The organism is Pontibacter sp. 13R65 (genome assembly GCF_047525655.1).
GTDB lineage: Bacteria > Bacteroidota > Bacteroidia > Cytophagales > Hymenobacteraceae > Pontibacter.
In genome coordinates, this window is record NZ_JBLIQL010000006.1 from 275,995 (window position 1) to 299,603 (window position 23,609).

Genomic DNA, 23,609 nt, shown 5'->3' on the forward strand with positions numbered 1-23,609 from the left:
GGAAATAAGGAAGGTTAGCGCTGCAGGAGCACCTGGTATTTTGTGCTGTTCGGTGCATCTACCTGGTTCAGGATAGCATAGGCCGCTTGTTTATCGGCGGGAGGAGCTGTCTTAAAAAAGTTGGTGAGCTCATCGGCCTTGGCGTCGAAAAAGGATCTGATAATGGCTGCTCCGGGCTTCAGTTTGGAGAGTGACTGTATATCCTGCAGCACTACCAAAACCGATTTCCGTGCTTTCTCAGGGTTTTCGGCCATCAGGTCGAGGCCCTGGCGGTGCATAGTATAAAGGCCCTCCCGGAAAGAAACAAACTGCGGGTCCTGCAGATTGTCCAGTATCCAGTAGCGGTTCCTGTTTCCTTCAAACGGTTTCCAGCCTGGGTAGGAGCCGCCCTGTGAGGTTGCCATGTTCAGAATGTTACGCGCTTTGTCATAAGCATTGGAGCCCCCCATCTTGCTGAAGCTGTCGCCATCTACTCCAATAATCAGGTAGGCGTAGAAAGACAGCATCGAAGACAGATTGGAAGTATAACTGTTTTCAGCATAATCGAGAGGCTGTGCATCGGTAAACTGAAAGGTCCAGTCTTTGTCTATAACAGAAAAAAGAATGCTTTCGTAGCCCGTGCCATAAGCTGGCCTCACAGATACAATCTGCACATTAGCCTTAAATACACCGATTTCAGGCATTTCGACCAGGTTTATAAGCATGCGGCACTTTATGCGTTCTTCGGCCCTGTAAGCCTGATCGGTCCAGCGGCGGTTGTTCATAAATTCGAAAATGCGGGTCTGCATCTCCGTAAACAGCTGCTTATCGGTGTACTGCACCTGTTCGCTGTTCACCACCACATCGCACTGCAGCTCCTGAGCTTTTGCGCTCACTGCCGCCACACACACACACAGCAAAACAAGTATTTTCTTAAGCATGTAACCGTTCCCAGATTAGGTTTACAATATCCTGCGCCACCTCCTGCTTTTGCTTTAAATCAAAGGCAGTAGTAGTATCAGGCTCTATAATCGTTATTTTATTTGTATCGTGCCTGAACCCTGCTCCCGGATCGTTCAGAGAGTTCAGCACAATCATATCGAGGTTCTTTTTCTCCAGCTTTGTGCGGGCGTTCAAGTCTTCGTCGTTTGTTTCGAGGGCAAAGCCTACAGAGAACTGTCCCTCCCGCTTCTGTTTACCAAATGCTGCTGCAATATCAACGTTCTTAACAAGTTCTATTGTTAATTCGCTCCCATCTTTCTTTATTTTTTTGTCGGCTACCACCTTTGGCTTATAATCAGCTACGGCGGCAGCAAACACTATAATATCTGCGGCAGCGGCGAACTGCTGCACAGCCTGGTACATTTCGTCGGCAGTGGTTACCGGGCTGACCTCTATGTTTAAATGAACTGCTTTTAGAGCAGTTGGGCCTGCTACTAAGCGCACTTTGGCTCCATGCTGCGCAAAGCACTCGGCCAGAGCATAGCCCATTTTACCAGTGGAGTGGTTGCCAATAAATCGAACCGGGTCTATGGGTTCGTAAGTTGGGCCTGCGGTGAGCAGCACCAGTTTTCCGTTAAACGATTTTTCCACTTCCTGAAAAGTAAGCTTCTAGTACCTGCACTATCTCCTCCGGCTCCGCCATGCGCCCCTGCCCCACCAGTCCGCTTGCCAATTCTCCGTAGCCTGCTTCTATCAAGTGGTTACCGTAAGCCTGCAATTTGCGGAAGTTATCCTGCACAGAGGGGTGCTGGTACATATCTAAATCCATGGCAGGAGCTACAAACACAGGGCAACGAGCTGAAAGATAAGTAGCACTGAGCAGGTTGTCGCAAAAGCCATTGGCAAATTTAGCAACGGTGTTGGCACTGGCTGGCGCAATCACCAGCGCATCGGCCCAAAGCCCAAGTTCCACGTGGTTGTTCCAGACACCTTGGCTGCCCTGCACAAACTCTGTAAGCACCGGGCGTTTGGAGAGTGTGGCCAATGTAAGCGGGGTTATAAAAGCAGAGGCAGAAGTAGTCAGGATAACCTGCACTTCTGCCTCTGCTTTTACTAGTAAGCGAACCAGTATGGCAGCCTTATAAGCTGCTATACTGCCGCAAACTCCTACTATGATCTTCTTGTTCCGGAGCATCCGGTACAGTTAGAATGATGTTATCTCAGTTTCGTCGTCAGGCGTACGCACGTATACTTTGCCTTCCAGAAATTCTTCTACAGCCAGGTTAGTTGGCTTAGGCAAACGCTCGTAATACTTCGAAATCTCAATTTGCTCTCTGTTTTCAAACACTTCTTCAAGGTTATCTACAGTGGTGGCAAACTCAGCAAGTTTCGAGTTTAACTCTTCTTTCAGCTTTACAGATATCTGGTTTGCTCTTTTAGAGATAACCGACACTGACTTGTATACATTGCCTGTTTGCTTTGCAAAGTCGGCCATATTTCTGGTAACGATAGATGCTGGTACTATTGCCATATATATAATGTTAATTGCCTTGTGATACTTGGGTTGGTTTTTTCAGTTTATCTAATTCAGATAACGTGTTTTCATAAACTTTTTCAGCATCGCGCAGATACTTGCCCTGCGGAAAAAGATCTATAAAGGACAGGTAATAATCTGCTGCTTCCGAGAAACGCTCCTGCTGCTTGTTAAGCACACTTTCCAAGGCGAACCGGTATTGTGCGTCGAGCCTCAGAAAAGCAGCTTCTTCGCTGTAAGGCGAACCGGCGTGCTCGTTTATAAAATTGGTGAGCGCCACTACCGCTGATTTGTAATACCGCAACTGGTAATACAGTCGGGCATTGTCAAATGCTTTACGGTCGAGCTTTACGTTTAACTCATTAATCATGTTATTGGTTTCCTCGGCAAACTGACTGTTTGGGAATCTTGCCTGAAACTCCAGCAGCGACTCCAGGGCCGTAACAGTTGTAGATTGATCCTGCTCATAGCCCGGGGAACTCATGTACTGCGACTTGGCATAAAGGAAAATGGCTTCTTCGGCAAACTCGCTACGGGGGTAGGTTTCGTAGAAAAGCTGAAACTGGTAGGCGCTAAGCAAAAATTCGCGTTGCATAAAATGCGTGTGGGCAAACAGGAACCTGGCACGCTCTCCTTCCGGCCGACCACCCAGCATAGGTAACACATCGTTGAGGAGTTGATTGGCGCGGTAGTAGTCCTCCTTCTCGTAAAACTTCAGCGCAGCCGCGTATTTCTCGTCTACGTTGGTGCTTTTTAATAGCTTTTGGTAGTTACTACAACCAGCGGTTACCAGCAACAGGCCAATAAGTACAATAATATGGGAAAAGCCTTTCTTCATGAACGGGCAAAATTATGGAATATCTGTGTGATTTACAAGTTTGATTCTGTATGCTGCTTTTTAACTGTAAGATAGTGGCTTTGAGTTCATAAAATTATCAACCAAGGCTATAATTCAAGTCTTCTGCGGTGGTCTGGCGCATATGCTCTCAAGTGGCAAAATACCTCCGGAAGGGCATTTTCATTCTAATAATTCGATTGCCCTTGCTAAACGACCTCTGCAATAGGACAAAGTCTACCAGACCATGCTCCTTACCTGGCTGCTGCTTTTTTCGCCTTTGCCGGTGGCGCTGGCTTAATCGTTTTCAGCGCGGCAGGCTGCACTGGTTGCGGCTGCACCACCGGCACTCGGGGCATGAACATGTCTTTCCGCTCGGGCCGCAGCCCCGACAGCCACTCAAAACCTTCCAGCGTCTTATCAGGCTCCTTCAGCTCGTGCGGTGGAATAAAACTTGCGTCGGGGCTAACCAGGAACGAGATCGTGTTCAATTTATTTTCTTCAGAGAACTTTAGCACCATGTTACTACAAATAGCTTTGTTCAGGCCTGTGAGCACCGAATCGCCTTCCAGCACAAAATAAAGACTTTCGCCGTTACCCTCCACATTCACTCTCCTGATGCGCCCTTCCTTGAAAAAAGCCACCATATCGCGGCCTTTGACCTGGTTAAAATTCTGAATGGAATCTTCCGAAGAAATAAAAGCATTACTGAACATGTACATCCGATCAATGGTCTTATTGCGCATGTGTATCCGGATGGTATCGGACACAATCTGGCTGTTATCGCTCCAGAGCACAGGGTTCCGGTTCATAAACATAACCGAGTCGGTGCGGTTGTAACTTAGCGAGTCGCACTTACCCTGCAGATCTGCCTTGTATATTTTTACGCCGTAGTAGGCATACAGCATGCTTGGCATTTCCGGCGTTTTTGATTCTCTGGAAATCAGCGTATCGGCCGACATAAAAAGTGTATCGCCTTCCATGAGCGTTTCCATTACAGGGTTGCCATATACTTTGGCCACACCTGTTTCGCGCCAGTAGCGGCCTACTTGCCCCCGAATAGTTACATCGTCTTTGAGAGAGCGCATGGTTACATTGTTTTGAGCATAACCATAGCCCGTGCCTTCGTTGTAGAATAGTTTTTCACCACCAATCCGATACTCTGGCGTTAGTATATAAGCATTGCGGCCAAAGTCAGAGATCCGTTTAATAGTATCGTAGGTACCTTCTTCAGCATAAAGGTCGCCCTGCTTGCCCTTGATAAAGGTTGGCCCCTGAAAATAAACGACTTTGGTTTCGCTGTTGTAGCGCATGCTCTCGGCTGTAATGTCGTAGTCTTGCGAGAAAACTTTTACATCCTGCCGGAAGGTGAACATCTTAGTATTGGTATCGTAAGTGCCCTGCCGACTTTGCAGGCGATTTTCGGGGTCTACAATAGTGCCACCTTCTGTGTATACTGCTGTACGTGTATTCAGATCATAATCGAGGCTGGGGGTGGTGAGGGTCATGCGGGGGTCTTTCATTACCACATTGCCAGTCATGCGGGCAGTACGTTTGTCACCGTCGTAAGTGGCCCTGTTCCCGGTCATGGTTACAGTATCGCCCTGGTTTATTCTAACCTGCCCAAAGGCCTCGAGCAACTCTGTACCATCGTATTTGTAAACCGAATCTGCAAACAGGAAAGTATCCTGCTGCTTAAACCGCACATTACCGAGGAGCTTTGTTATTCGTTGGCCATTAAAAATGCCACCCTTTAAACTGTCGGCGCTTTGCAGTTCAACTCTATCCTGCTTTGCCTGCTGCCCCAAAACGGCAAAAGACATCAGCATAAAGACAAGAGAAAACAGTATTTTTGTGAACTTCATTTATTTTAGATGCTAGATATTAGATACTAGATGTTAGATTTTTTAAGTGAGACAAAAAATTTCCTTAGAAGTAAGTGCCATGGATTTTTTTATCACTACTTAGCTGGATTGTGCTGACCAGGAAAAACAAATTTATGTATGCCACATTTCAAGTCTATAATCTAACATCTAATCTCTAACATCTTATTAAATTCAAAATTAGATAAAATTTACCATCTGCGTCTTATGCTTCAGAAAGTTTTAGGTTTCATACAATTGCATGCCCTTTGCCAGCCCGACAGCCGCATTCTGGCTACCGTAAGTGGTGGCATAGATTCGGTTGTGCTTTGCGAGGTACTGCACCAGCTAAAGTTCGACTTTGCCATTGCTCATTGCAACTTTGGCCTGCGCGCCGAAGAGTCTGAAGCTGACCAAGTATTCGTCAAAAAGCTGGCCAAAAAGTACGAGGTGCCCTTTTTTACAGAAAACTTTAGCACCACGGCCTTTGCCCAGCAAGAAAACATTTCGACCCAGATGGCAGCCCGCACCCTGCGCTACAACTGGTTTGAGCAGGTGCGTCAACAGGAAGGCTACGACTACATTGCCACCGCCCACCATAGCAACGATACTTCCGAAACCATATTGCTCCACCTCACCAAGGGCACCGGTATTGCAGGCCTGCACGGCATACCGCCTAAAAACGGACGTATTATCCGGCCGCTGCTCTCTCTTACAAAAGACGATATCTACGAATTTGTAACAGCCAACCAGATTATCTGGCGCGAAGACAGTTCTAATCAAAGCGTAAAGTACCAGCGTAACAAAATAAGGCACGATGTAATTCCTGTTTTAAAAGAGATTAACCCAAACCTGGAGGAAACCTTGCAGCAAACGGCTGAGCGTGTGAGTCATGCCGAAGCCATTGTAGCTGCCTACATTGCGAACCTCGAGCAGCAGGCCGTGCGGCAGGAAGAAGACGCTGTGTATATAGATTTAGCGCCTCTGCGCCAGGCAAACGGCTTGCCGGTGGTACTGCATGAACTGCTCAAACCTTACAACTTTAGCTATTCGGTGGTGCTGGAACTTACCAAGGCGCTAGATGGCCTCTCAGGCAAGCAATTCGACTCGCCCAGCCATACTCTGGTAAAAGACCGGGAGCAACTGGTGATAACGCCCCGGAACCTGAGCAGCTTTGGCAGTATACGTATACAAGAAGGGCAGCAAGAGGTACAGGAGCCACATGTTCGCCTCTCAATCTCTGAGTTTGAGGCAAGTAGTTATAAACTGAATACAAAACCTCATGTAGCTGCACTCGATGCCGATTTGCTTAAATTCCCGCTCAAACTGCGCCCTTGGCAAGAAGGCGACTGGTTTGTACCGCTCGGCATGAATGGAAAGAAAAAGATCAGCGACTTTCTGGTAGACAAAAAAGTACCCGCCAACCTGAAACAACAGGTGCTGGTGCTAACTTCGGAACAATCTGTTGTGTGGGTGGCAGGCCAGCGGGTAGACAACCGCTTTAAGGTAACTGAAAAAACACAGCGGGTGCTGGAAGTACGGTTAACAAAGTAGCATCAAGCAGTACAATCATCTCAAATTATTCTAATGAAAATGGCCTTCCAGAGGTATTTTTTGTTGCTGAAGGCTAATAAACGTTAACCCCCTTTTAACAGGAAGGCAGCTGCTCTTTATAAGAAACTTCGGGATTCCATTTTCCGGAAGCTTTTTGGTAAGAAGCAGCTGCCTTCCGCTTTCAAGCTAATCTAAACTATTCAGCAGCGCGTAACTGATCGGATTTAACGAAACAGCTTAATTGCTGTATTGACTCACCTCTAAAGTAGAGGCCTTGTCGGGCACCATGGTTACCTTAAAAATGTAATCGTATTCTGTTTCTGAGATAAACGAAATTTTAGGTTTAGCCCCCAACGCTTCTATGAGTGGCAGCAAGGTGTTAGAGTGGCCTGCTACTACCACAGTTTGCCCCAGGTGCTCCTGCAGCAACTTCCGCTTAAGGCTTACAAAGTCGTTCGTTTTATATTCTGAAATTTCCAGCTTTCGCTCCTCAGACAAAGGCTTTAGCGTGTTTTTGGTGCGTATGTACTTGGTGGCGTATAAACCACCTAATTCCACATCTTGCAGCAGCTCCCGCAAGGAGTCTGCCCTGGCTTTTCCCTCAGCACTCAGGTCAGGATCCTGGTCGGTAGGGTTAGAAACATCTTTCTCGGCATGCCGCACTACATAAACAGTGGTAGCAGTAGTAGAAGTATTGTTGGCTACCACGCTGCCTTGGCTGGCTCCAACCTCGGTTGCCGGTTGCTTACATAAAACTACCGCACCTAAAAGCAGAAACCACAAGGGTATTTGTAAGAGCTTTTTCATGCGCAACATTTTTATTGAGGTTTAAAGAAATTTAATACTAGCCTGATAAGCATATCAGCATTGCGGCTCCTACCAAAATTTTGCACAGAAGCAGCCTTTGCTCACTAAAAGGAACAAGCATTTCTACAAAGGCACTAACAAGAGAAAAATAGCGATTGTTTTCATTTTCCAGCGGTCATCTAAAAACCTCCGGCAAGCAGGGTGTGAGAGGAGCAAAAAGAGCCAATATCTAGAGAAAAGGACAAGCAGATATACACGCATAATCCTTTATCAATATATCAAATAAATTTAATAGTCAGGCAGAAACAAAGCATTTATTTCTCATAAAATTTTGATTACCAGAACATAAACTAATAAAACGACAGTGAATTAACCTGAAGAGATGCGCCTGGCACAAGAGAGGAGGCAAAAAAAAAGACCAGCCGGAAGGCTGGTCTTTTTAACATTTTCAGTGCGCACGGGGAGAGTCGAACTCCCACACCCGAAGGCACAGGCTTCTGAGACCTGCGCGTCTACCAATTCCGCCACGTGCGCGAATGCAGACTAAAAAATGTTCCCGCTCTGTGTGATTGGGAGTGCAAATCTACAACTGTTTTTTTGACATACAATATATTCTAAAAAATTATTTCATGGAGCATCTACAGGTTCTTCTTTCACCACCGGATCAATCTCTTTTTTGGAGAAACGTTCTATTTTTTGCAGGCTCCACAACCCAATTATAACCCACATAAAGCCCGCAGCAAAGCCTGCCATTACATCAGTAGCATAATGCACATGCAGGTAAATACGGCTAAACCCAATCATTATAATCAGAAAAGTAAGCAAGCCGATGGCCGTGAACCGCCATACCGGCCGCTCTACATGCTTCCAGGCCAGGTAAATAAGTAATCCATAAAAAGAGGCCGCTACCATAGAGTGCCCGCTCGGAAAACTTAAGCCCGATGCCTCTACCAGATGCGGAATGGCTGGTCTGGGCCTGTCGAACAGGTATTTCAGCACCAGGTTCAGAGTAATACTTCCAAGCGCCACCACCGGCACCTTTAGCGAGTACCAGCGGTGCTTCCGGACAAATAAAAAATAAGCAATTAGCAGGAGCGCTGCCGGTGTCAGAAACTGGCGCGAACCGAAAAAAGTGATGACCTCGATTAACTGTGTCAGGCCGGTGCTTGCAATGCTGTTGGCAAAGGCAAAAGCCGCGTTGTCGAAGTTCAGATTAGTGCCTTCTACTACTTGTTTGCTTACGTACAGAAACAAAATAACACAGACCAGGAAAAGCCCCCAGGCAAAAAACAGCTCAAGCGTAAAAAGCGCAAAAGCGGCAACTATTTTCTTATAAAAACTTCTGAACATAATCGAATGGTAAAAATACTCAACAGTACCCTGTATACGGTTGCCACCTACATACGTATTTCGGGGCAAGTAGGAGTAGTAAACGCAGCAGCACCTTCTTAACATACAGCATCATGAACGAAACCATACGCTTATTTGTAGCGGCTGCCGTACCAGCCTCACTAAAAGCCAGCTTGTTGCAACAGGCAGGGTCATACCAGCACGAGTCTATCCGGTTTGTGCCGGAGCAGAACCTGCACCTCACCTTATATTTTATTGGAAACACTGCGCCCGATGCACTGCCAGCCATAAAAGAAAAACTACAGCAGCTAGCCTCCCGGCACACATCGTTTTCGTTGCAGCTCCAGTGCCTGGAACCTGGGCCAAAGCCACGGGCTCCACGCCTCATCTGGGCACGCTTCGAACCGAACCAACAGTTTGAGAAGCTCAGCCAGGATATTACCTTGCAGCTTTCGGTGCAGCCACCCAAGCAGCAAAAGGCTATTCCGCATATAACGTTAGCGCGCTTCCGGAAAGACAAAGCCCTGCCTGATCATTTACCTGCCATCTTGCCGGCCGCACCAGTATCATTTGCTGTAGATGCAGTTTCGCTATGGCAATCGACGCTAAGCTCGCCGCACCCGATTTACAGCATACTAGAAACCTTCCCCTTATCTTAAACTTTAAGGCCTCAGAAACAGTAAGAGAAGCACCTATTCTGAACTTAAACATCTGAACAAACTGATATATGAACCAATCTGAGCTAACGGAATTGTTAACAGACCTGAAAGACAAAGGCCTTACAGTTGCTTTTGCAGAAAGTTGCACGGCTGGCATGCTGGCCTCCGAATTTGTAAAAGGCACAGGCAGTAGCGATGTATTAATAGGAAGCCTGGTGGTATACCAGCCGGAAGCTAAGAAAAAGCTACTTGGCGTAAGGCAGGAAACACTTGAGCTCTACAGCGCTGAGTCGCAGCAGGTAACCAACGAAATGGTAATGGGCCTGAAAAAAGCACTTGGTGCCGATATTTCTGTGGCCACTACCGGCCTGGCAGGTCCCGGTGGCTCTGAAACAACAGAAAAGCCAGTGGGTACTATGTTCGTATCTTTCCTGTACGACGGCAAAGCAGAAGAATATCGTGAGGTTTTTAAAGGCAATTCCCAGCAAATAAGAAAAGACCTGACAGACTACATTTTTCAGAAACTAAAATGGATCGTAGAGCAAAACTATAACCGCTAAGGTATAGCTGAAAAATAGTGAAACTACTAAATTAGCAACTGCCCCACCGGAAGAAGAAAAGGATATTTCAACCTCTGGAAGGCCGTTATCATTAGATTAATTTGGTTAGCCCTAAATTTTTTAAACAAAACCATTAACGCAAAACAAATACTGCCCCACAGTGGCTTCGACCTCATCGCACCCATTTATGACCGGTTAGCCCGGCTCGTATACGGCTCTTCGTTGCAAGAGGCGCAACAAGCGCTTCTGCCCTATATAGCGGAGCAGGACAGGGTTTTGCTGATTGGAGGCGGAAGTGGCTGGCTATTGGAACAAATACTGCTTCACCACCCAAAACTAAAGCTGCTTTACCTGGAGGCTTCCCCTAAGATGCTCCAGATGGCCCAAAATCGTTACCGGCGGCTCCAGGTCTCCGGCCATCAGGTAGAGTTCCGGCTGGGCACAGAGGCCCTCCTGCACGAAACCGATGTGTTTGACGTAATTTTCACGCCTTTTCTGCTCGACCTTTTTCTACCGCACCGCCTGCACCTGCTCATGAACCGACTGGCCAATTCGTTGGCACCAGAGGGTCTGTGGCTTTTCTCCGATTTCTGGCCTGTTGCTACTCCCCCACTCTGGTGGCAACAGCTGCTCCTGAAGAGCATGTACACTTTTTTTGGCATGGTGAGCCAGGTAAGAGCTCGGTCACTTCCGGATTTCAAGTCTCATTTTGAACAACTGCAACTAGAGGAGGTATACAGCAGCTCTTATGCTAAAGGCATGGTTCAGTCTAAGGTCTTCCAAAGAAAATCAAATCAATAGCAATCCAAATTTTCAGCTACCCCTTACCCTTTCAGAAGCAAAACAGCCTCTGGAAGCGCATTTTCATTAACATAATTCCTGCCCTATACAAAACTGAACAAACTTATAAGCCATCTGGCAGAAACTAAAAATACACCATCTGTAACTTATAAAATGATAATTTACGTTCTAAAGGATAGAAGGCATCATTTTGGCTTCTGAGTATTAATTTGTAAATTACTCATCAGAAAAGCATTACCTCGCCATGAGAAAAATATTATTGTCGATACTAGCCAGCAGCTTCCTTTTTGCCAGCCAGGCCATGGCCCAAACGGCCGGCAAAACAAGCCTGGAGCAATTACCTGAAATAGAGGGTGCAGAAACACCTGCTCCGGAGCCCGCCTCTGCTGTAAAAGAAAAGCCTTCTTTTTCAGGACCGCGCATGAGCTACGGGCTCTCCGCAGGTACTAGTTTCAGTAACTGGGGCGGCGCCTCTTACCTGGAGCCTTCGGCCCGTTACCAAATAACAGACCGCTTTAGAGGCTTCGCCAGCTTTACTTACATGAATGTAATGCCGCAGCAGTACAGCACCACTACCCCGGAAGGTGGCACTATGATGCGCCGCACCAATAGCAGCAGTCATTATATGGTAAGCGTAGGCGGGGAGTACCTGGTAAGTGAGCGCCTGCTGGTAAGTGGCAGTTTCTGGAAAGACCTTTCGAACCAATCGGGAAACAACTTTATGTACAACAACTTTATGAGTCCCGGCCGCCAAGGCATGGACTTTAGAGCCACTTATAAAATAACGCCAAATATTTCGGTTACTGGCGGCATTCGTTATAGCGAGGGAGGCTCTCCGTTTAATAACATGTATGGCCCGGGCTATGGTGGGTACCATCGGGGGCCTTTTGGCTATTACTAAAGCACCTTTTAAACATACATAGAAGCGCTTTCCTGGCAACGGGAAAGCGCTTTGCATTTAGGGCGGCTTGCATATATGCCTCCCCCAATGTACCTCTTTGGCAGATTCTGTCGTTTAGTTTATGAAGAACCTGAGCGAGGTTTATTTTCTGTACATAAAAGGACCAAAGCATCTCTCCTTAAAAGCTTGACAACATGCTTGTTTAGGCTTAAAACAAAAGGAAACTGATGCTGGTAAAACAGTCTGAAGTCAGATGCAATATGCTAAAAGGCAAAACTTTTAGCATATTAAACATCTACAGCAACAGGCATTACGATTCAGGAACATAAACTTAGCTCCCAGTACTTACAGACCAAACATACTTACAACTTTGCAGCAGCATAACAAAAAAACCAGGCACATCAGAAACGAGAAATTGCAAACGATTAAACCTGGTTACAGAGGCAACAAACTTATTGATGGGCTCTTTGCCAACGGAGATGAAATGTATCTGCCTTCGTTCGGCAATGTGCTGAAATGGAAGCTCTCTGCCAACCCACAGCGCGAAGAGAAGAAAGCCGACACCTTTGTGCCTGCCTTACACCCTGGCGCAGACTTCCTGGCCTCTTCCGACGATATGGTGGTGTGGCTTGGGCATGCCTCTTTTCTGATCCGGCTCAACGGCATTACGCTGCTCATAGACCCCATACTATACGACCTGCCCCTGCTGAAGCGGCGCATTAGCCTGCCCTGCCAGCCTGAGCAACTGCGCGGCATTGATTTTTTGCTGCTCTCCCATGGCCACCGCGACCATATGGATAAAAAGTCTATTCGCACTATTTTCAATCAGAACCCAACCGTAAAAGCTTTAACGCCGCTTGGTTCCGGCGATGTGCTGCGGAGCATCGAACGTCGGCTACCTTACCAGGAGGCTGGGTGGTACCAGCAGTACGACCTGGTGCCCGAAGGACTGGAGGTATACTTTATGCCTGCCTCACACTGGCATCGCCGAACCGCCCGCGACATGAACACCATGCTCTGGGGAAGCTTTGTAATTAAATCAGCCAACACTTTACTCTACTTTGCCGGCGACACAGGCTACGGCAACCACTTCGATGAAATACAGGAATTATTTGGTCCTATGGATATCTGCATTATGCCTGTGGGCGCTTATAAACCTTCGTTTCTGATGCAAAAAAGCCACATGAACCCGCACGAAGCAGTTAAAGCCTTTAATCTGCTGCGGGGCGGCACATTTATTCCGATGCACTATGGCACCTTTGACTTATCGGACGAGCCGGCAGGCGAACCAGTGCGCCTGCTGGAGCAAATTGCAGCTGCCGGCATGCTACAAGGTTTGCAGATACCGGCCATTGGGCAGCCTGTTTTGCTGAGGGAACTGGTGAACTAAGGCCAGCAGGAGCAGAAGAAGCACGGGAACGATAATTTGCTATATTTGTATAATGGCCAATTCGGTCAGTACAAAGAATTGCCCGCATCTATGTCTTCCATGTTTATCATAGGCTTAATATTAGCCTACTTCTTCATCCTGATCATTATTTCCTACATCACCGGCAGGAACTCAGACTCCGAAACCTTCTTTCTGGCCAACCGCCAGTCGCCCTGGTATGTGGTGGCTTTTGGCATGATAGGGACCTCACTTTCGGGTGTCACATTCATCTCCATTCCGGGTATGGTGGCCAATTCGCAGTTCTCTTACCTGCAGTTGGTGCTGGGTTACCTGCTGGGCTACCTGGTTATTGCTACGGTACTGATGCCGCTGTATTACCGGCTCAACCTGGTTTCTATCTATACTTACCTGGACCAGCGGTTTGGCTATTGGTCTTACAAAACGGGGGCTGCTTTTTTCCTGCTATCGCGCACATTGGGTGCCTCCATCAGGCTGTTTCTGGTGGCGGGGGTGCTGCAACTAGCCGTTTTCGACGATCTGGGCATCCCTTTTTCCGTGTCTGTTATTATAACCATCTTGCTCATCTGGGTTTACACCTTCCGGGGCGGAATGAAAACTATTATCTGGACCGATACCTTCCAGACCACTGCCATGCTCGTTGCTGTGGTTACCAGCATTATCATGATTTCCAACGACCTTAATCTCTCGTTTCAAGGTTTGGTAACAACCGTAACGGAGAGTGAGTACTCGCAGGTGTTTTTCTGGGATTTTAAAGACAGCAAATACTTTCTGAAGCAGTTCTTCTCCGGGGCTTTTATTGCTATAGTAATGACAGGCCTCGACCAGGACATGATGCAGAAGAACTTAAGCTGCAAAAACATTGGCGAAGCGCAGAAAAACATGTTCTGGTTCAGCATCATTCTGGTGTTCGTTAACATGCTGTTTCTATCGCTGGGCGCGCTGCTTTACATATATGCAGAGCAAATGGGAATTTCGTTACCAACAAAAGGCGACGATGTGTTCCCTTTCCTGGCCCTGAACCATTTCTCTTATTTCCTGGGCGTGGTGTTTATTCTGGGAATCATTGCCATTACCTACGCCTCTGCCGACTCTGCCCTCACTGCCCTCACCACCTCCTTTTGTGTCGACTTCCTGGATTTCAAAAACAAAGAAGAAAAAGAGAAAGTACGCACCCGTTACATCGTACACTTCGGAGTTTCGATTGTTATGGTGTTGGTTATTATTGTGTTCCAGATACTGAATGATCAGAGCGTCATTAATGCGGTATTTAAGGTGGCAGGTTACACCTACGGACCTCTGCTTGGCCTTTACACCTTTGGTCTGTATACCAAGCGCGTGGTTCGAGATAAGTTTGTACCAGCCATATGCATCATGGCTCCCCTCCTCACCTACATCATCAGCGATAATTCGGTGGAGTGGTTCAATGGCTATGTTTTTGGCTTTGAAGTATTGATTCTTAACGGGTTCCTGACGTTTATTGGGCTATTGGCTATTTCTACCAAAGAAGCCCTACCCGAACTGGAACAGCGGTAATTGTTTTTTGCTGATTGGTAGTTGCTGGTTAATTAATTTACCGGATACCTAAACCTTTCAAGGCAATTCATCTGTAATTCACTCATACATACAATCACTCATTCACTATTAAAAAATGAAGGTATTTGTTTCGAGGCTTATTCCTGACACCGGGCTCCAGCTGTTAAAGCAGGCTGGTCTCCAGACAACAGTCTGGACCGAAGACAGGCAAATAACGCAGCAGGAACTTATAGAGCAGGCCAAACAGCACGACGCGCTGCTCTGCATGGGTTCCGACAAAATGGATGCACATTTCCTGACGCAGTGTCAGCACCTGAAGGTAATAGCTCAGTTCTCGGTAGGCTACGACAACGTAGATGTAGCTGTGGCAACCCGCCTTGGCATTCCGTTTGGTAATACGCCCGATGTACTCAGCGATGCGACTGCCGATGTGGCTTTTCTGCTGATGCTGGCCGTGTCGCGGAAAGCTTTCTTTATGCACAAGCGCATCATCAGTGGCGAGTGGGGAACTTACCGCCCTACGCTTAACCTGGGTATGGAGCTGAAAAACAAAACGCTTGGCATTTTTGGGCTAGGCCGTATTGGGATGGAGCTTGCCAAGCGCTGCCGTGGCGCCTACAACATGAACGTAATTTACCACAACCGTTCTCACAACGTGCAGGCCGAGCAGGAGCTGCAGGCCCGCAAAGTGAGTTTTGAGGAGCTGTTGGCGCAAAGCGATGTGCTGTCGGTGCATGTGGCCTTAAGCCCCGAAACCGAAGGCAAATTTAATGCTGATGTATTTCGAAAAATGAAGCCTTCATCCATTTTTATAAACACGGCGCGAGGCAAAATACACCAGGAGCAGGACCTGATACAGGCCCTGAACGAAGGCTGGATCTGGGGAGCTGGCCTGGACGTAACGAACCCAGAACCTATGCTCCCTGACAACCCCCTGCTCTCTATGCCCAATGCTGCCGTTTTGCCTCACATTGGTTCTGCCACCGTGCAGGCCCGCAACGACATGGCTCGGCTGGCTGCCACAAATATCATTGCCGGGCTACATGGTAAGCGCCTGCCCCACTGCATTAACCCCGAAGTTTACAAAAAAGACAAAAGCATCAGTAACTAAGCTATCAGCCTAATTCTACCATGACACTTGAACAAATAGAACAGCTTTGCCACCAGCTGCCGGGTGTAACGCAGGACATTAAGTGGGAAAAAGACCTTTGCTTCTGTGTAGCGGAAAAAATGTTTTTGGTGCTAGGCTTCGAAGAGAACCCGATAACTGGCTCTTTCAAAGTTCCAGACGAGGAATTCGACGCCTTTTGCGAACGCGAAGGTTTTGCCCCGGCTCCTTACCTGGCCCGCTACAAGTGGGTAGCCTTCGATAGCCTGAGCCGTCTGCAGCAGCAGGAGTGGCAACAGTACATCACCCAATCGTATAATCTGGTGCGGGCAAAACTGCCTAAGAAAAAACAGCAGGAACTTGAAAGCAAGTCCTGAAGCCCTTCGAGCCTACAACAGGCAAACTCTTGGCATCATCAGGCTCTTTTGGGCTTTGGAAGGCTGTTTTGATTTGAATAATTGTAGTTAGCTCAACATGAGCTTCGTTGCAGACAAGACGCTGCGAGTTCTACAAAAAACAACAGCGGCCGCCCCCTTACGAGAGCGGCCGCTGCCAATATAAAAATAATGAACCTCTACAGCGAGGCCAGGCTTTGCTCCAGGGCCTTTATTTTGGCTTCTGCGTCGGCTTGCTTCTTGCGCTCGTTGCTGATAACTGCTTCTGGCGCACCGTTTACAAAGCGCTCGTTGCTCAGCTTTTTGGCTACTGAATTCAGGAAGCCTTTGGTGTACTCCAGCTCCTTCTGCAGGCGATCACGTTCTGCTTCCACATCAATGTTACCATCCATCGGAATAAAGAACTCGTCTCCGGCCTCTACAAAGCTGATAGCGCCCTCCTGGTTCTCCTGCACAAAACTGATACCGCTAAGGTTACCAAGCTTGCTGATAATAGGCAGGAAAGGCTCATAATCTAGTTGCCCCATTACCTTCACCGCCAGCTCCAGTTGTTTGTTGTTCGGGATATTTTTGGAGTTTCGTACATTCCGGATGGCAGCCACCACTTTCAGTACCACTTCCATCTGGTCGATGATGGCTTTGTCGAACTTATCCTTCTTCGGCCAGGCAGCTACAATCAGGTATTCTTTCTCCTTACGCTCCTTTAGCTCATGCCACAGTTCTTCGGTAATAAAAGGCATGAACGGGTGCAGTACCTTCAGGTTCTTCTCCAGGAAGTCGATGGTAGTGGCCAAGGTTTGCGCATCGATTGGCTGCTGGTAAGCTGGTTTAATCATCTCGAGGTAGTTGGAGCAGAAATCATCCCACACCAGCTTGTACACTGCCAGCAGCGCATCCGAAATACGGAACTTACTGAAGTGATCTTCGATCTGCACAAAGGCCTCGTTAAACCGCGACTCGTACCATTTTATAGCCGTTTCATTCGGACAAGGTAGGCTTTCGTCTACTTCCCAGCCTTTTATCAGCCTGAAAGCATTCCAGATCTTGTTGCTGAAGTTACGACCCTGCTCAATAAGTTTTTCATCAAACATCAGGTCGTTACCAGCCTGCGAACTGAAGAGCATACCTGTACGCACACCGTCGGCACCGTATTGGTCTATCAGGTCGAGCGGATCTGGCGAGTTGCCCAGCTGCTTCGACATTTTACGGCCCTGCGCATCGCGTACAATACCTGTCAGGTACACGTTTTTGAACGGCGGCTCGTTCCGGAATTCGTAACCAGCCATAATCATACGCGCCACCCAGAAAAACAGGATTTCAGGGGCCGTTACCAGGTCGTTGGTTGGGTAGTAGTACAGAATGTCTTTGTTGTCTGGGTCTTTAAAACCGTTGAAAACAGAGATTGGCCACAACCACGAAGAAAACCAGGTATCCAGCACATCCTCATCCTGTCGCAGGTCTGATGCCTGCAGCTGCTCGTTTCCGGCTTGCTGGCGGGCCAGGCGCAAAGCTTCTTCGGCTGTGGTTGCTACTACATACGATCCATCTGGCAGGTAATAAGCAGGTATTTGCTGTCCCCACCACAGCTGGCGCGAAATACACCAGTCGCGGATGTTCTCCATCCAGGAGCGGTACATGTTCTTGAACTTAGGCGGGTGCAGGCGAATTTCGTCTTCCATTACTGCTTCAAGAGCTGGCTTGGCCATGTCGTCCATCTTGCAGAACCACTGCATCGAGAGGCGCGGCTCAATTACAGCACCAGTTCGCTCTGATGTCTGCAGCACGCTGGCATATTCTTCTACCTTTACAAGCAAGCCTGCTTCTTCAAGGTCCTTTACAATGTTGCGGCGGGCGGCAAAGCGGTCCTGCCCCACATACAGCTGCGCTTTCTCATTCAGGAAACCGGCATCATCCAGAATATCGATAGTAGGCAGCTTATGCTTCTGACCAAGTTCATAATCGTTCAGGTCGTGGGCTGGTGTTACCTTAAGGGCACCTGTACCGAAATCGATGCTCACGTACTCATCCAGGATAATCGGAATTTCGCGGCCCAGCAGCGGAATACGCACTTTCTGGCCGTGCAGCTGCTTATAGCGTTCGTCGTTGGGATTTACAGCCACGGCTACGTCGGCCATAATGGTTTCGGGGCGTGAGGTAGCAATAGTTATAAACTGCCCCGCCTGACCCACCACCTCATACTGCAGGTGGTACATTTTGGCCATAGTATCTTTTGGAATTACTTCCTCGTCAGAGAGTGCGGTACCACCTTTAGGGTCCCAATTCACCATGCGTACGCCACGGTAAATCTTGCCTTTTCGGTACAAATCCACAAACACCTCAATTACGGCGGTACTCATGTCTTCTTCCATCGTAAAGCGGGTACGGTCCCAATCGCAGGAGGCACCCAGTTTTTTGAGCTGCTCCAGAATAATGCCACCGTACTTTTCCTTCCACTCCCAGGCGTATTTCAGAAACTCTTCGCGCGTCAGATCGCTTTTTTCTATGCCTTTTTCCTTAAGCATAGCCACCACTTTTGCCTCTGTGGCAATAGAAGCATGGTCGGTGCCAGGCACCCAACAAGCCTCTTTGCCCTGCATACGCGCACGCCGAATAAGAATATCCTGAATAGTGTTGTTGAGCATGTGGCCCATGTGCAGTACGCCGGTTACGTTTGGCGGCGGAATAACAATGGTATATGGCTCCTTTTTCGGGTTTGGCTTAGAACGGAAGAAGCCGCGCTGCATCCAGCTGTCGAACCACTTCTTCTCTACCTCTCTGGGGTTATATTTTGTTGAAACAGACATCTTGTTCTTTCCTAAAATGGGTTTGCAAAATTAGGAATTTTAATTGTTTTATGAGTAAGGAATCAGAAACAAGTAGTTGCCTATAACGAACCAGGCATTTCTGGTATCAAAAAGGCCGAACAGGATAGGCAAGACCCTTGATCAAAAATGAAGTAAAAAGCTCCGGAAGGCCAGTTTCATTAGAGTAATTTAGAATCTTTTCCTTTTATCTGGTAAAAAAAAAGCCCACCCCGTAAGAGGCAGGCTTTGTAGCAAAAGCAGTTAAGATTAGCTGGCCTCCTGGTGCAGCCACTCTTTCTTGCCTAAAAGTTCTTCCTCTGTTTCACGGTAGTCTGGGTCATCGACGCAGCAATCTACCGGACACACAGCGGCGCATTGTGGTTCCTCATGGAAGCCCATGCACTCGGTACACTTATCTGAAACAATGTAATAAAACTCGTCTGAAATCGGAGCTTGTGGGGCATCTCCTGCAATTACCTCACCTCCATCTATTTCCACTTCCGTCAGCGAAGTACCACCGCCCCAGGTCCACTCCATACCACCTTCGTAAATAGCGGTATTAGGGCATTCTGGTTCGCAGGCACCACAGTTGATGCATTCGTCAGTGATCATTATAGCCATAATCGTATCTCCTGTATATTTTTTATACTTTTGTACTTCTTACTGTTAATTCAACAACAAAATTAACAACATTAAGTATCCTTTCAAATAAAAATTCAAATTACCTATAATTATGATATTAGAAAACAGGATTGCGGCCTTCATCCAACTTGGAAACAGACTGCGAAACATGCCAGCTGAAGAACGTCAGGCTCTGGCGTTTGCTGCTTCATCCAAAAACTCCTGGTTCGATGAAGAGAACGTATCCTGTGCTTTAAACGGGATAACTGCATTTTTAGATGAGCAATATCTGCAGGAATGGATTTATCCTTACAAACTCAACAACATTCAGCCTAAAAAAGTGGGCGTTGTAATGGCTGGCAATATTCCAATGGTCGGTTTCCACGATTTCCTGTCGGTTTTGATAAGCGGGCACTACCTGTTGGCTAAAAGAAGCTCCAACGACGAGGTGCTGATAACACGGCTGGCCCAGATGCTGATCCAGATCGAACCTGCTTTTGCACCCTACATCCAGTTTGTAGAAAGGCTCAACGACTCAGATGCTATTATTGCCACCGGCTCCGACAATACCTCCCGCTACTTCGAATATTATTTTGCCAATCGTCCGCACATAATCCGAAAAAACCGCACCAGCATCGGCATATTAACAGGTCACGAAGAGAGGGACGATTTACACGCGCTCGGTGAAGATATTTCGCGCTATTATGGGCTAGGGTGCCGAAATGTATCTAAAGTATTTGTACCCGAAGGCTATACCTTCGACAAGTTTTTTGAGGCAAACGCAGATCGCGTCAAGCTACTCGATCACCATAAGTACCAGAATAACTACGACTACAACAAATCTATTCTGCTGGTGAACCGTGAACCTCACTTCGACAACGGTTTTATGCTGATACGGGAGAGTGAGCAGTTGGTGTCTCCAATTTCAGTCCTGTTCTACGAGACCTTTAGCTCCTTACAAGACCTGCGGCAAAAGCTGGCAGCTGTAAAAGAAAAAACGCAATGCGTTGTAGCAGCTCACGGCTGGCTGGAAGGAAGCATCCCATTTGGTGAGGCACAATGTCCTATGCCCTGGGATTATGCCGATGGCGTAGACACACTAAACTTTCTGCAAAACCTGTAAAAAAGTGGCCATCATTAAGTTTCAGAAGAAGACTGTAGCTGTTTTTTTGCTCTTAACAACCATAATAATTGCCTGTTGTTTCTATGTTTTTCATCAATACCTAAGAGTTGATTTTTCTTATCATAAGACAGCCGATCAAGCTTCTTTTGTTTTAAGCTTTGATGATCAGTATGTAAAACAATGGTATGCGCATCGGGACTTATTTAAGAAATATGGTGTACATGCAACGTTCTTTATTACTAAGCCTGATTTGTTATCGACAGAAGAAATAGAGATGTTACACATATTAGCTGCCGATGGTCATGAAATTGCTTCTCATGGCTATAGGCATGTTAATGCGGTTGCTTACACCGAAGAACATTCTTTGGGAGCTTATATTGAGCATGAAGTTTTACCGGCCATCAAAACCATGCATGCCCAAGGATTTGCTCCTGTTACTTTTGCTTATCCTTATGGAGCCAGTTCCAGAAAGTTAGACAGAGAATTGTTAAAATACTTTCTTCTGGTACGAGGCGATTCCTGGAAAGTTGAAGATAAACCGGTAGAGAAGCTTGATAGGATATTTTACAAATTCGATGGCAGCAGAGTAATAAACGGCTTAGGAATTGATATGAACAGTGGAGTAACTCTGCAAGACATAGAACAGGGTTTTAATCGGGCTACAGATAAACAAGAAGCAATAAACCTTTATGCCCACAGCATTGAAATTGACAGCAGCCACTACGGAGTAACAACTGAATTCCTTGAGAATATCTTAGAATTAGCACAAGGAAAAAATCTCAAATCCATAACGTTCAAAGAACTTGCGCTATAACCTCTCTAATTAGCCAGTACTGCTTGCAAAATGAAGTAAGTAAGACTAACTTTTTATGAATAAGGGAGAAAACTAAAGTCTCAAAGAGTTTACACAGCAATCCTTTCTTGCAAACAACTCAATATCAACTAATTACAAATACTTTATTAGAAGTAATGGTGATTTTTATTTTATAATTTGCGTATAATTTATATTACTTAATACAAATTATATATGCAAACACTGGTCAACTTTATCCCGCTGGTCGAGAAGGAACAGATACCATCTTACCATTTCGACCAGAACGACGTGCTCACAGACAAGGAAGCGAAAAAAAGAAGAATGTGGGACTTAAATCGTGCCTCTTGGCTTGGAAATGCCTACCATGGCAAAGTGGAAATTACATTCAAGACTGCAGACGGAGAAGTTAAACGGGTTGATACAACGGTTTGGGCGGTAGACGATCGGTTTATCTCCTTCAAAGCAGGTTGTGCCATACCTACATCCGCTATCATAAGCATTGAATTCTTCTGAGCCACTAGCTGCAACTTGATGTAAACAACTGGCAGCCTTTTAGCTGTTGCTTTTCTGTTGCTATCGCACCTGCTGGTGAACCTGGCAGGTGTTTTAGGTTAAGGTATATATCTGTGTCAATAAACTTAATAGTACCTCTTTTCTCTACCTTGCGTTTATAAGACCTATTCAACCCTAGTGATTACCTTATGAAAACCACCATCGCCTGGATTTTATCAGCCATCTTCTTATTTCTGGCAATTTACTTCTACTGGAAAAAAAATGATGCTGAAAGCCGACTGGCCATTGCAGACAACAAACTAGCTGAAACACACCAGCAACTCGACCAAACACAGCAAGCCGCAGATTCACTGGAACAGTTTTCCTTACCACCCGATACCATGGGAATAGTACCTCCGGGAGGCGTGAACTTTGTAGACCAGCTTGGAACGCTGAGCGAGAGCGACATTAAACGACTGAAAGGGAAAGGCCTTCGAGCACCCGAAAGCGACCTGATGAATGACCTGAACCGTAAGCAGCGGCAATTGATTCCGGCAGATGGAACCATGGGCGGCACTATGACCATCCGTGACAGCCGCATTCTCAACGACCGCTATGCCTTGGCTTACTACGAAGATGGCCATGATGGCGGCTACATGATTCTACGGTACGAGGTAAATAACGGCAACATTAACTGGCGCGTAGTAGACAACAGCAAACTGTGATACAGTTAACTCCTATCAGCTCTGGCCTTTGTACTCCCGCCGTCTAGTGGAGCAGCAGGCACAGGAAGCTCTTCTTTATGTGTTAGCATCAGCAGCAGAGGCGGGTATGTGCACTTTTCGGCTATAAATAAAACTAAGGCACAGGTTTTGAGTAGACAAAGCAGAAATAACTACATAAAAATATGCTATTGCTCCACATACTCTTGCCACTGCTTTTGGCAATGTTTACGCCAGACTCAACTACACTGCTTCTCCAAAAAGATATTGAAAAAGACTATAGGCTGCTGCAAGGGGGGCAATACTTTATTAGCGACAACACCTCCAGTTCTCCCTCACTGCGCACCATTGAGAGTGACCTGCAACTGTTCCAGTTGGTGGCCAGAGTAGACCTTAGTTCAGCTGATTACAGCACTAGCACCAGCGGCAGACACCAAATAAAAAAATGGAAATTTCAGGAGGGAGATTTAAAAGCGCTTTACCAGATCGAAAGCACCGTTGCACTCGACACTACTGTTGCCGTACGCTACCTCGATAATAAAGCACCTACACAGCAACACCTAAAAAATACATTCCGCTTCAGAACCTATGTGGTAGCCACAACCTCGGCACCCGACAGGTTCTTGTACATAACAGAAGCAGACCAGGGACTTATTTTGTACCGCATGGACATCAGGCAGGTAGAGATGGTGTACAGCAAACAGAAAGAAGGACTAAGCGCAGCCTTGCCAGCCTTTATAGCAGAAATAGACCACTTGGTAACCCAACTGCCAGAGTAAATGCCATGGCTTCGTCAGAAAAC

24 protein-coding genes and 1 tRNA gene are annotated in these 23,609 nt (G+C 46.9%); 14 read left to right on the forward strand and 11 right to left on the reverse strand.

The window, feature by feature from the left end; genetic code table 11:
* Nucleotides 1-14: 14 nt before the first annotated feature.
* From ACMA1I_RS10290 to ACMA1I_RS10315, 6 genes are all read right to left on the reverse strand, one after another.
* Nucleotides 15-920 carry a DUF4835 family protein gene (locus ACMA1I_RS10290; protein WP_337068235.1) on the reverse strand — a complete coding sequence of 302 codons (906 nt, stop codon included), beginning with the start codon at nt 918-920 and terminating at the stop codon, nt 15-17.
* Nucleotides 913-1,572, reverse strand: coding sequence for a bifunctional phosphopantothenoylcysteine decarboxylase/phosphopantothenate--cysteine ligase CoaBC (coaBC, locus tag ACMA1I_RS10295; protein WP_337068236.1), 660 nt, complete (start codon nt 1,570-1,572; stop codon nt 913-915). The genes ACMA1I_RS10290 and coaBC overlap by 8 nt, the downstream gene beginning before the upstream one ends.
* Nucleotides 1,556-2,116: a flavoprotein gene (locus ACMA1I_RS10300; RefSeq protein ID WP_337068237.1), complete on the reverse strand. Its 561-nt coding sequence runs from the start codon at nt 2,114-2,116 to the stop codon at nt 1,556-1,558. Before ACMA1I_RS10300 ends, coaBC begins: the two co-directional genes overlap by 17 nt.
* 9 nt (nt 2,117-2,125) lie before the next feature.
* Nucleotides 2,126-2,452 (reverse strand): DNA-directed RNA polymerase subunit omega, encoded by a 327-nt coding sequence (locus tag ACMA1I_RS10305; RefSeq protein ID WP_147920104.1) that lies wholly within the window; start codon nt 2,450-2,452, stop codon nt 2,126-2,128.
* A 10-nt stretch (nt 2,453-2,462) separates the two neighbouring features.
* Nucleotides 2,463-3,293, reverse strand: coding sequence for an outer membrane protein assembly factor BamD (locus ACMA1I_RS10310; protein WP_337068238.1), 831 nt, complete (start codon nt 3,291-3,293; stop codon nt 2,463-2,465).
* Between the two features lie 251 nt (nt 3,294-3,544).
* Nucleotides 3,545-5,155: an OstA-like protein gene (locus ACMA1I_RS10315; protein WP_337068239.1), complete on the reverse strand. Its 1,611-nt coding sequence runs from the start codon at nt 5,153-5,155 to the stop codon at nt 3,545-3,547.
* A 225-nt stretch (nt 5,156-5,380) separates the two neighbouring features.
* Here ACMA1I_RS10315 and tilS point away from each other — a divergent pair, with 225 nt between their 5' ends.
* The gene (tilS, locus tag ACMA1I_RS10320) at nt 5,381-6,706 is read left to right on the forward strand and encodes a tRNA lysidine(34) synthetase TilS (protein WP_337068240.1); all 1,326 of its coding nucleotides are present in this window, start codon (nt 5,381-5,383) and stop codon (nt 6,704-6,706) included.
* A gap of 237 nt (nt 6,707-6,943) precedes the next feature.
* On the opposite strand, the gene ACMA1I_RS10325 is transcribed toward tilS, so the two are convergent.
* From ACMA1I_RS10325 to ACMA1I_RS10335, 3 genes are all read right to left on the reverse strand, one after another.
* On the reverse strand, nt 6,944-7,513 hold the full coding sequence (locus tag ACMA1I_RS10325) for a histidine phosphatase family protein (RefSeq protein WP_337068241.1): 570 nt from the start codon (nt 7,511-7,513) through the stop codon (nt 6,944-6,946).
* A 452-nt stretch (nt 7,514-7,965) separates the two neighbouring features.
* Nucleotides 7,966-8,047 (reverse strand) — tRNA-Leu (locus ACMA1I_RS10330).
* Nucleotides 8,048-8,140: 93 nt separating this feature from the next.
* The gene (locus ACMA1I_RS10335) at nt 8,141-8,863 is read right to left on the reverse strand and encodes a phosphatase PAP2 family protein (protein ID WP_337068242.1); all 723 of its coding nucleotides are present in this window, start codon (nt 8,861-8,863) and stop codon (nt 8,141-8,143) included.
* A gap of 113 nt (nt 8,864-8,976) precedes the next feature.
* Here ACMA1I_RS10335 and thpR point away from each other — a divergent pair, with 113 nt between their 5' ends.
* The 8 genes from thpR (at nt 8,977) to ACMA1I_RS10375 (ending at nt 16,213) form a co-directional block, all read left to right on the forward strand.
* Entirely contained in the window at nt 8,977-9,522 is a 546-nt protein-coding gene (thpR, locus tag ACMA1I_RS10340; protein ID WP_337068243.1) for an RNA 2',3'-cyclic phosphodiesterase, read from the forward strand.
* Nucleotides 9,523-9,590: 68 nt separating this feature from the next.
* Nucleotides 9,591-10,082, forward strand: coding sequence for a CinA family protein (locus ACMA1I_RS10345; protein WP_337068244.1), 492 nt, complete (start codon nt 9,591-9,593; stop codon nt 10,080-10,082).
* A 222-nt stretch (nt 10,083-10,304) separates the two neighbouring features.
* Complete coding sequence (locus ACMA1I_RS10350) at nt 10,305-10,883, forward strand: class I SAM-dependent methyltransferase (RefSeq protein WP_337068245.1); 579 nt, start codon at nt 10,305-10,307, stop codon at nt 10,881-10,883.
* 244 nt (nt 10,884-11,127) lie between these two features.
* Complete coding sequence (locus ACMA1I_RS10355; protein WP_337068246.1) at nt 11,128-11,784, forward strand: hypothetical protein; 657 nt, start codon at nt 11,128-11,130, stop codon at nt 11,782-11,784.
* A 370-nt stretch (nt 11,785-12,154) separates the two neighbouring features.
* On the forward strand, nt 12,155-13,174 hold the full coding sequence (locus ACMA1I_RS10360; RefSeq protein WP_337068248.1) for an MBL fold metallo-hydrolase: 1,020 nt from the start codon (nt 12,155-12,157) through the stop codon (nt 13,172-13,174).
* A gap of 90 nt (nt 13,175-13,264) precedes the next feature.
* Nucleotides 13,265-14,728, forward strand: coding sequence for a sodium:solute symporter (locus tag ACMA1I_RS10365; RefSeq protein ID WP_337068249.1), 1,464 nt, complete (start codon nt 13,265-13,267; stop codon nt 14,726-14,728).
* 115 nt (nt 14,729-14,843) lie between these two features.
* Entirely contained in the window at nt 14,844-15,839 is a 996-nt protein-coding gene (locus tag ACMA1I_RS10370; protein ID WP_337068250.1) for a D-glycerate dehydrogenase, read from the forward strand.
* A gap of 20 nt (nt 15,840-15,859) precedes the next feature.
* A complete protein-coding gene (locus ACMA1I_RS10375) occupies nt 15,860-16,213 on the forward strand; it encodes an MmcQ/YjbR family DNA-binding protein (RefSeq protein ID WP_337068251.1) in 354 nt (117 codons plus the stop codon).
* A gap of 197 nt (nt 16,214-16,410) precedes the next feature.
* Here the strand turns inward: ACMA1I_RS10375 and ACMA1I_RS10380 are convergent, their stop codons facing one another.
* The gene (locus tag ACMA1I_RS10380; RefSeq protein ID WP_337068252.1) at nt 16,411-19,035 is read right to left on the reverse strand and encodes a valine--tRNA ligase; all 2,625 of its coding nucleotides are present in this window, start codon (nt 19,033-19,035) and stop codon (nt 16,411-16,413) included.
* Nucleotides 19,036-19,302: 267 nt separating this feature from the next.
* Nucleotides 19,303-19,656, reverse strand: coding sequence for a 4Fe-4S dicluster domain-containing protein (locus tag ACMA1I_RS10385; RefSeq protein WP_147920091.1), 354 nt, complete (start codon nt 19,654-19,656; stop codon nt 19,303-19,305).
* A 112-nt stretch (nt 19,657-19,768) separates the two neighbouring features.
* Between ACMA1I_RS10385 and ACMA1I_RS10390 the strand changes: the two genes are divergently transcribed.
* The 5 genes from ACMA1I_RS10390 (at nt 19,769) to ACMA1I_RS10410 (ending at nt 23,586) form a co-directional block, all read left to right on the forward strand.
* Nucleotides 19,769-20,779, forward strand: a complete 1,011-nt coding sequence (locus tag ACMA1I_RS10390; protein WP_337068253.1) for an acyl-CoA reductase — start codon at nt 19,769-19,771, stop codon at nt 20,777-20,779.
* A gap of 4 nt (nt 20,780-20,783) precedes the next feature.
* The gene (locus ACMA1I_RS10395) at nt 20,784-21,593 is read left to right on the forward strand and encodes a polysaccharide deacetylase family protein (protein WP_337068254.1); all 810 of its coding nucleotides are present in this window, start codon (nt 20,784-20,786) and stop codon (nt 21,591-21,593) included.
* Between the two features lie 213 nt (nt 21,594-21,806).
* The gene (locus ACMA1I_RS10400) at nt 21,807-22,106 is read left to right on the forward strand and encodes a hypothetical protein (protein ID WP_337068255.1); all 300 of its coding nucleotides are present in this window, start codon (nt 21,807-21,809) and stop codon (nt 22,104-22,106) included.
* 188 nt (nt 22,107-22,294) lie between these two features.
* Nucleotides 22,295-22,810 carry a hypothetical protein gene (locus tag ACMA1I_RS10405; RefSeq protein WP_337068256.1) on the forward strand — a complete coding sequence of 172 codons (516 nt, stop codon included), beginning with the start codon at nt 22,295-22,297 and terminating at the stop codon, nt 22,808-22,810.
* A 182-nt stretch (nt 22,811-22,992) separates the two neighbouring features.
* A complete protein-coding gene (locus ACMA1I_RS10410; protein WP_337068257.1) occupies nt 22,993-23,586 on the forward strand; it encodes a hypothetical protein in 594 nt (197 codons plus the stop codon).
* The last annotated feature ends 23 nt before the right edge of the window (nt 23,587-23,609 follow it).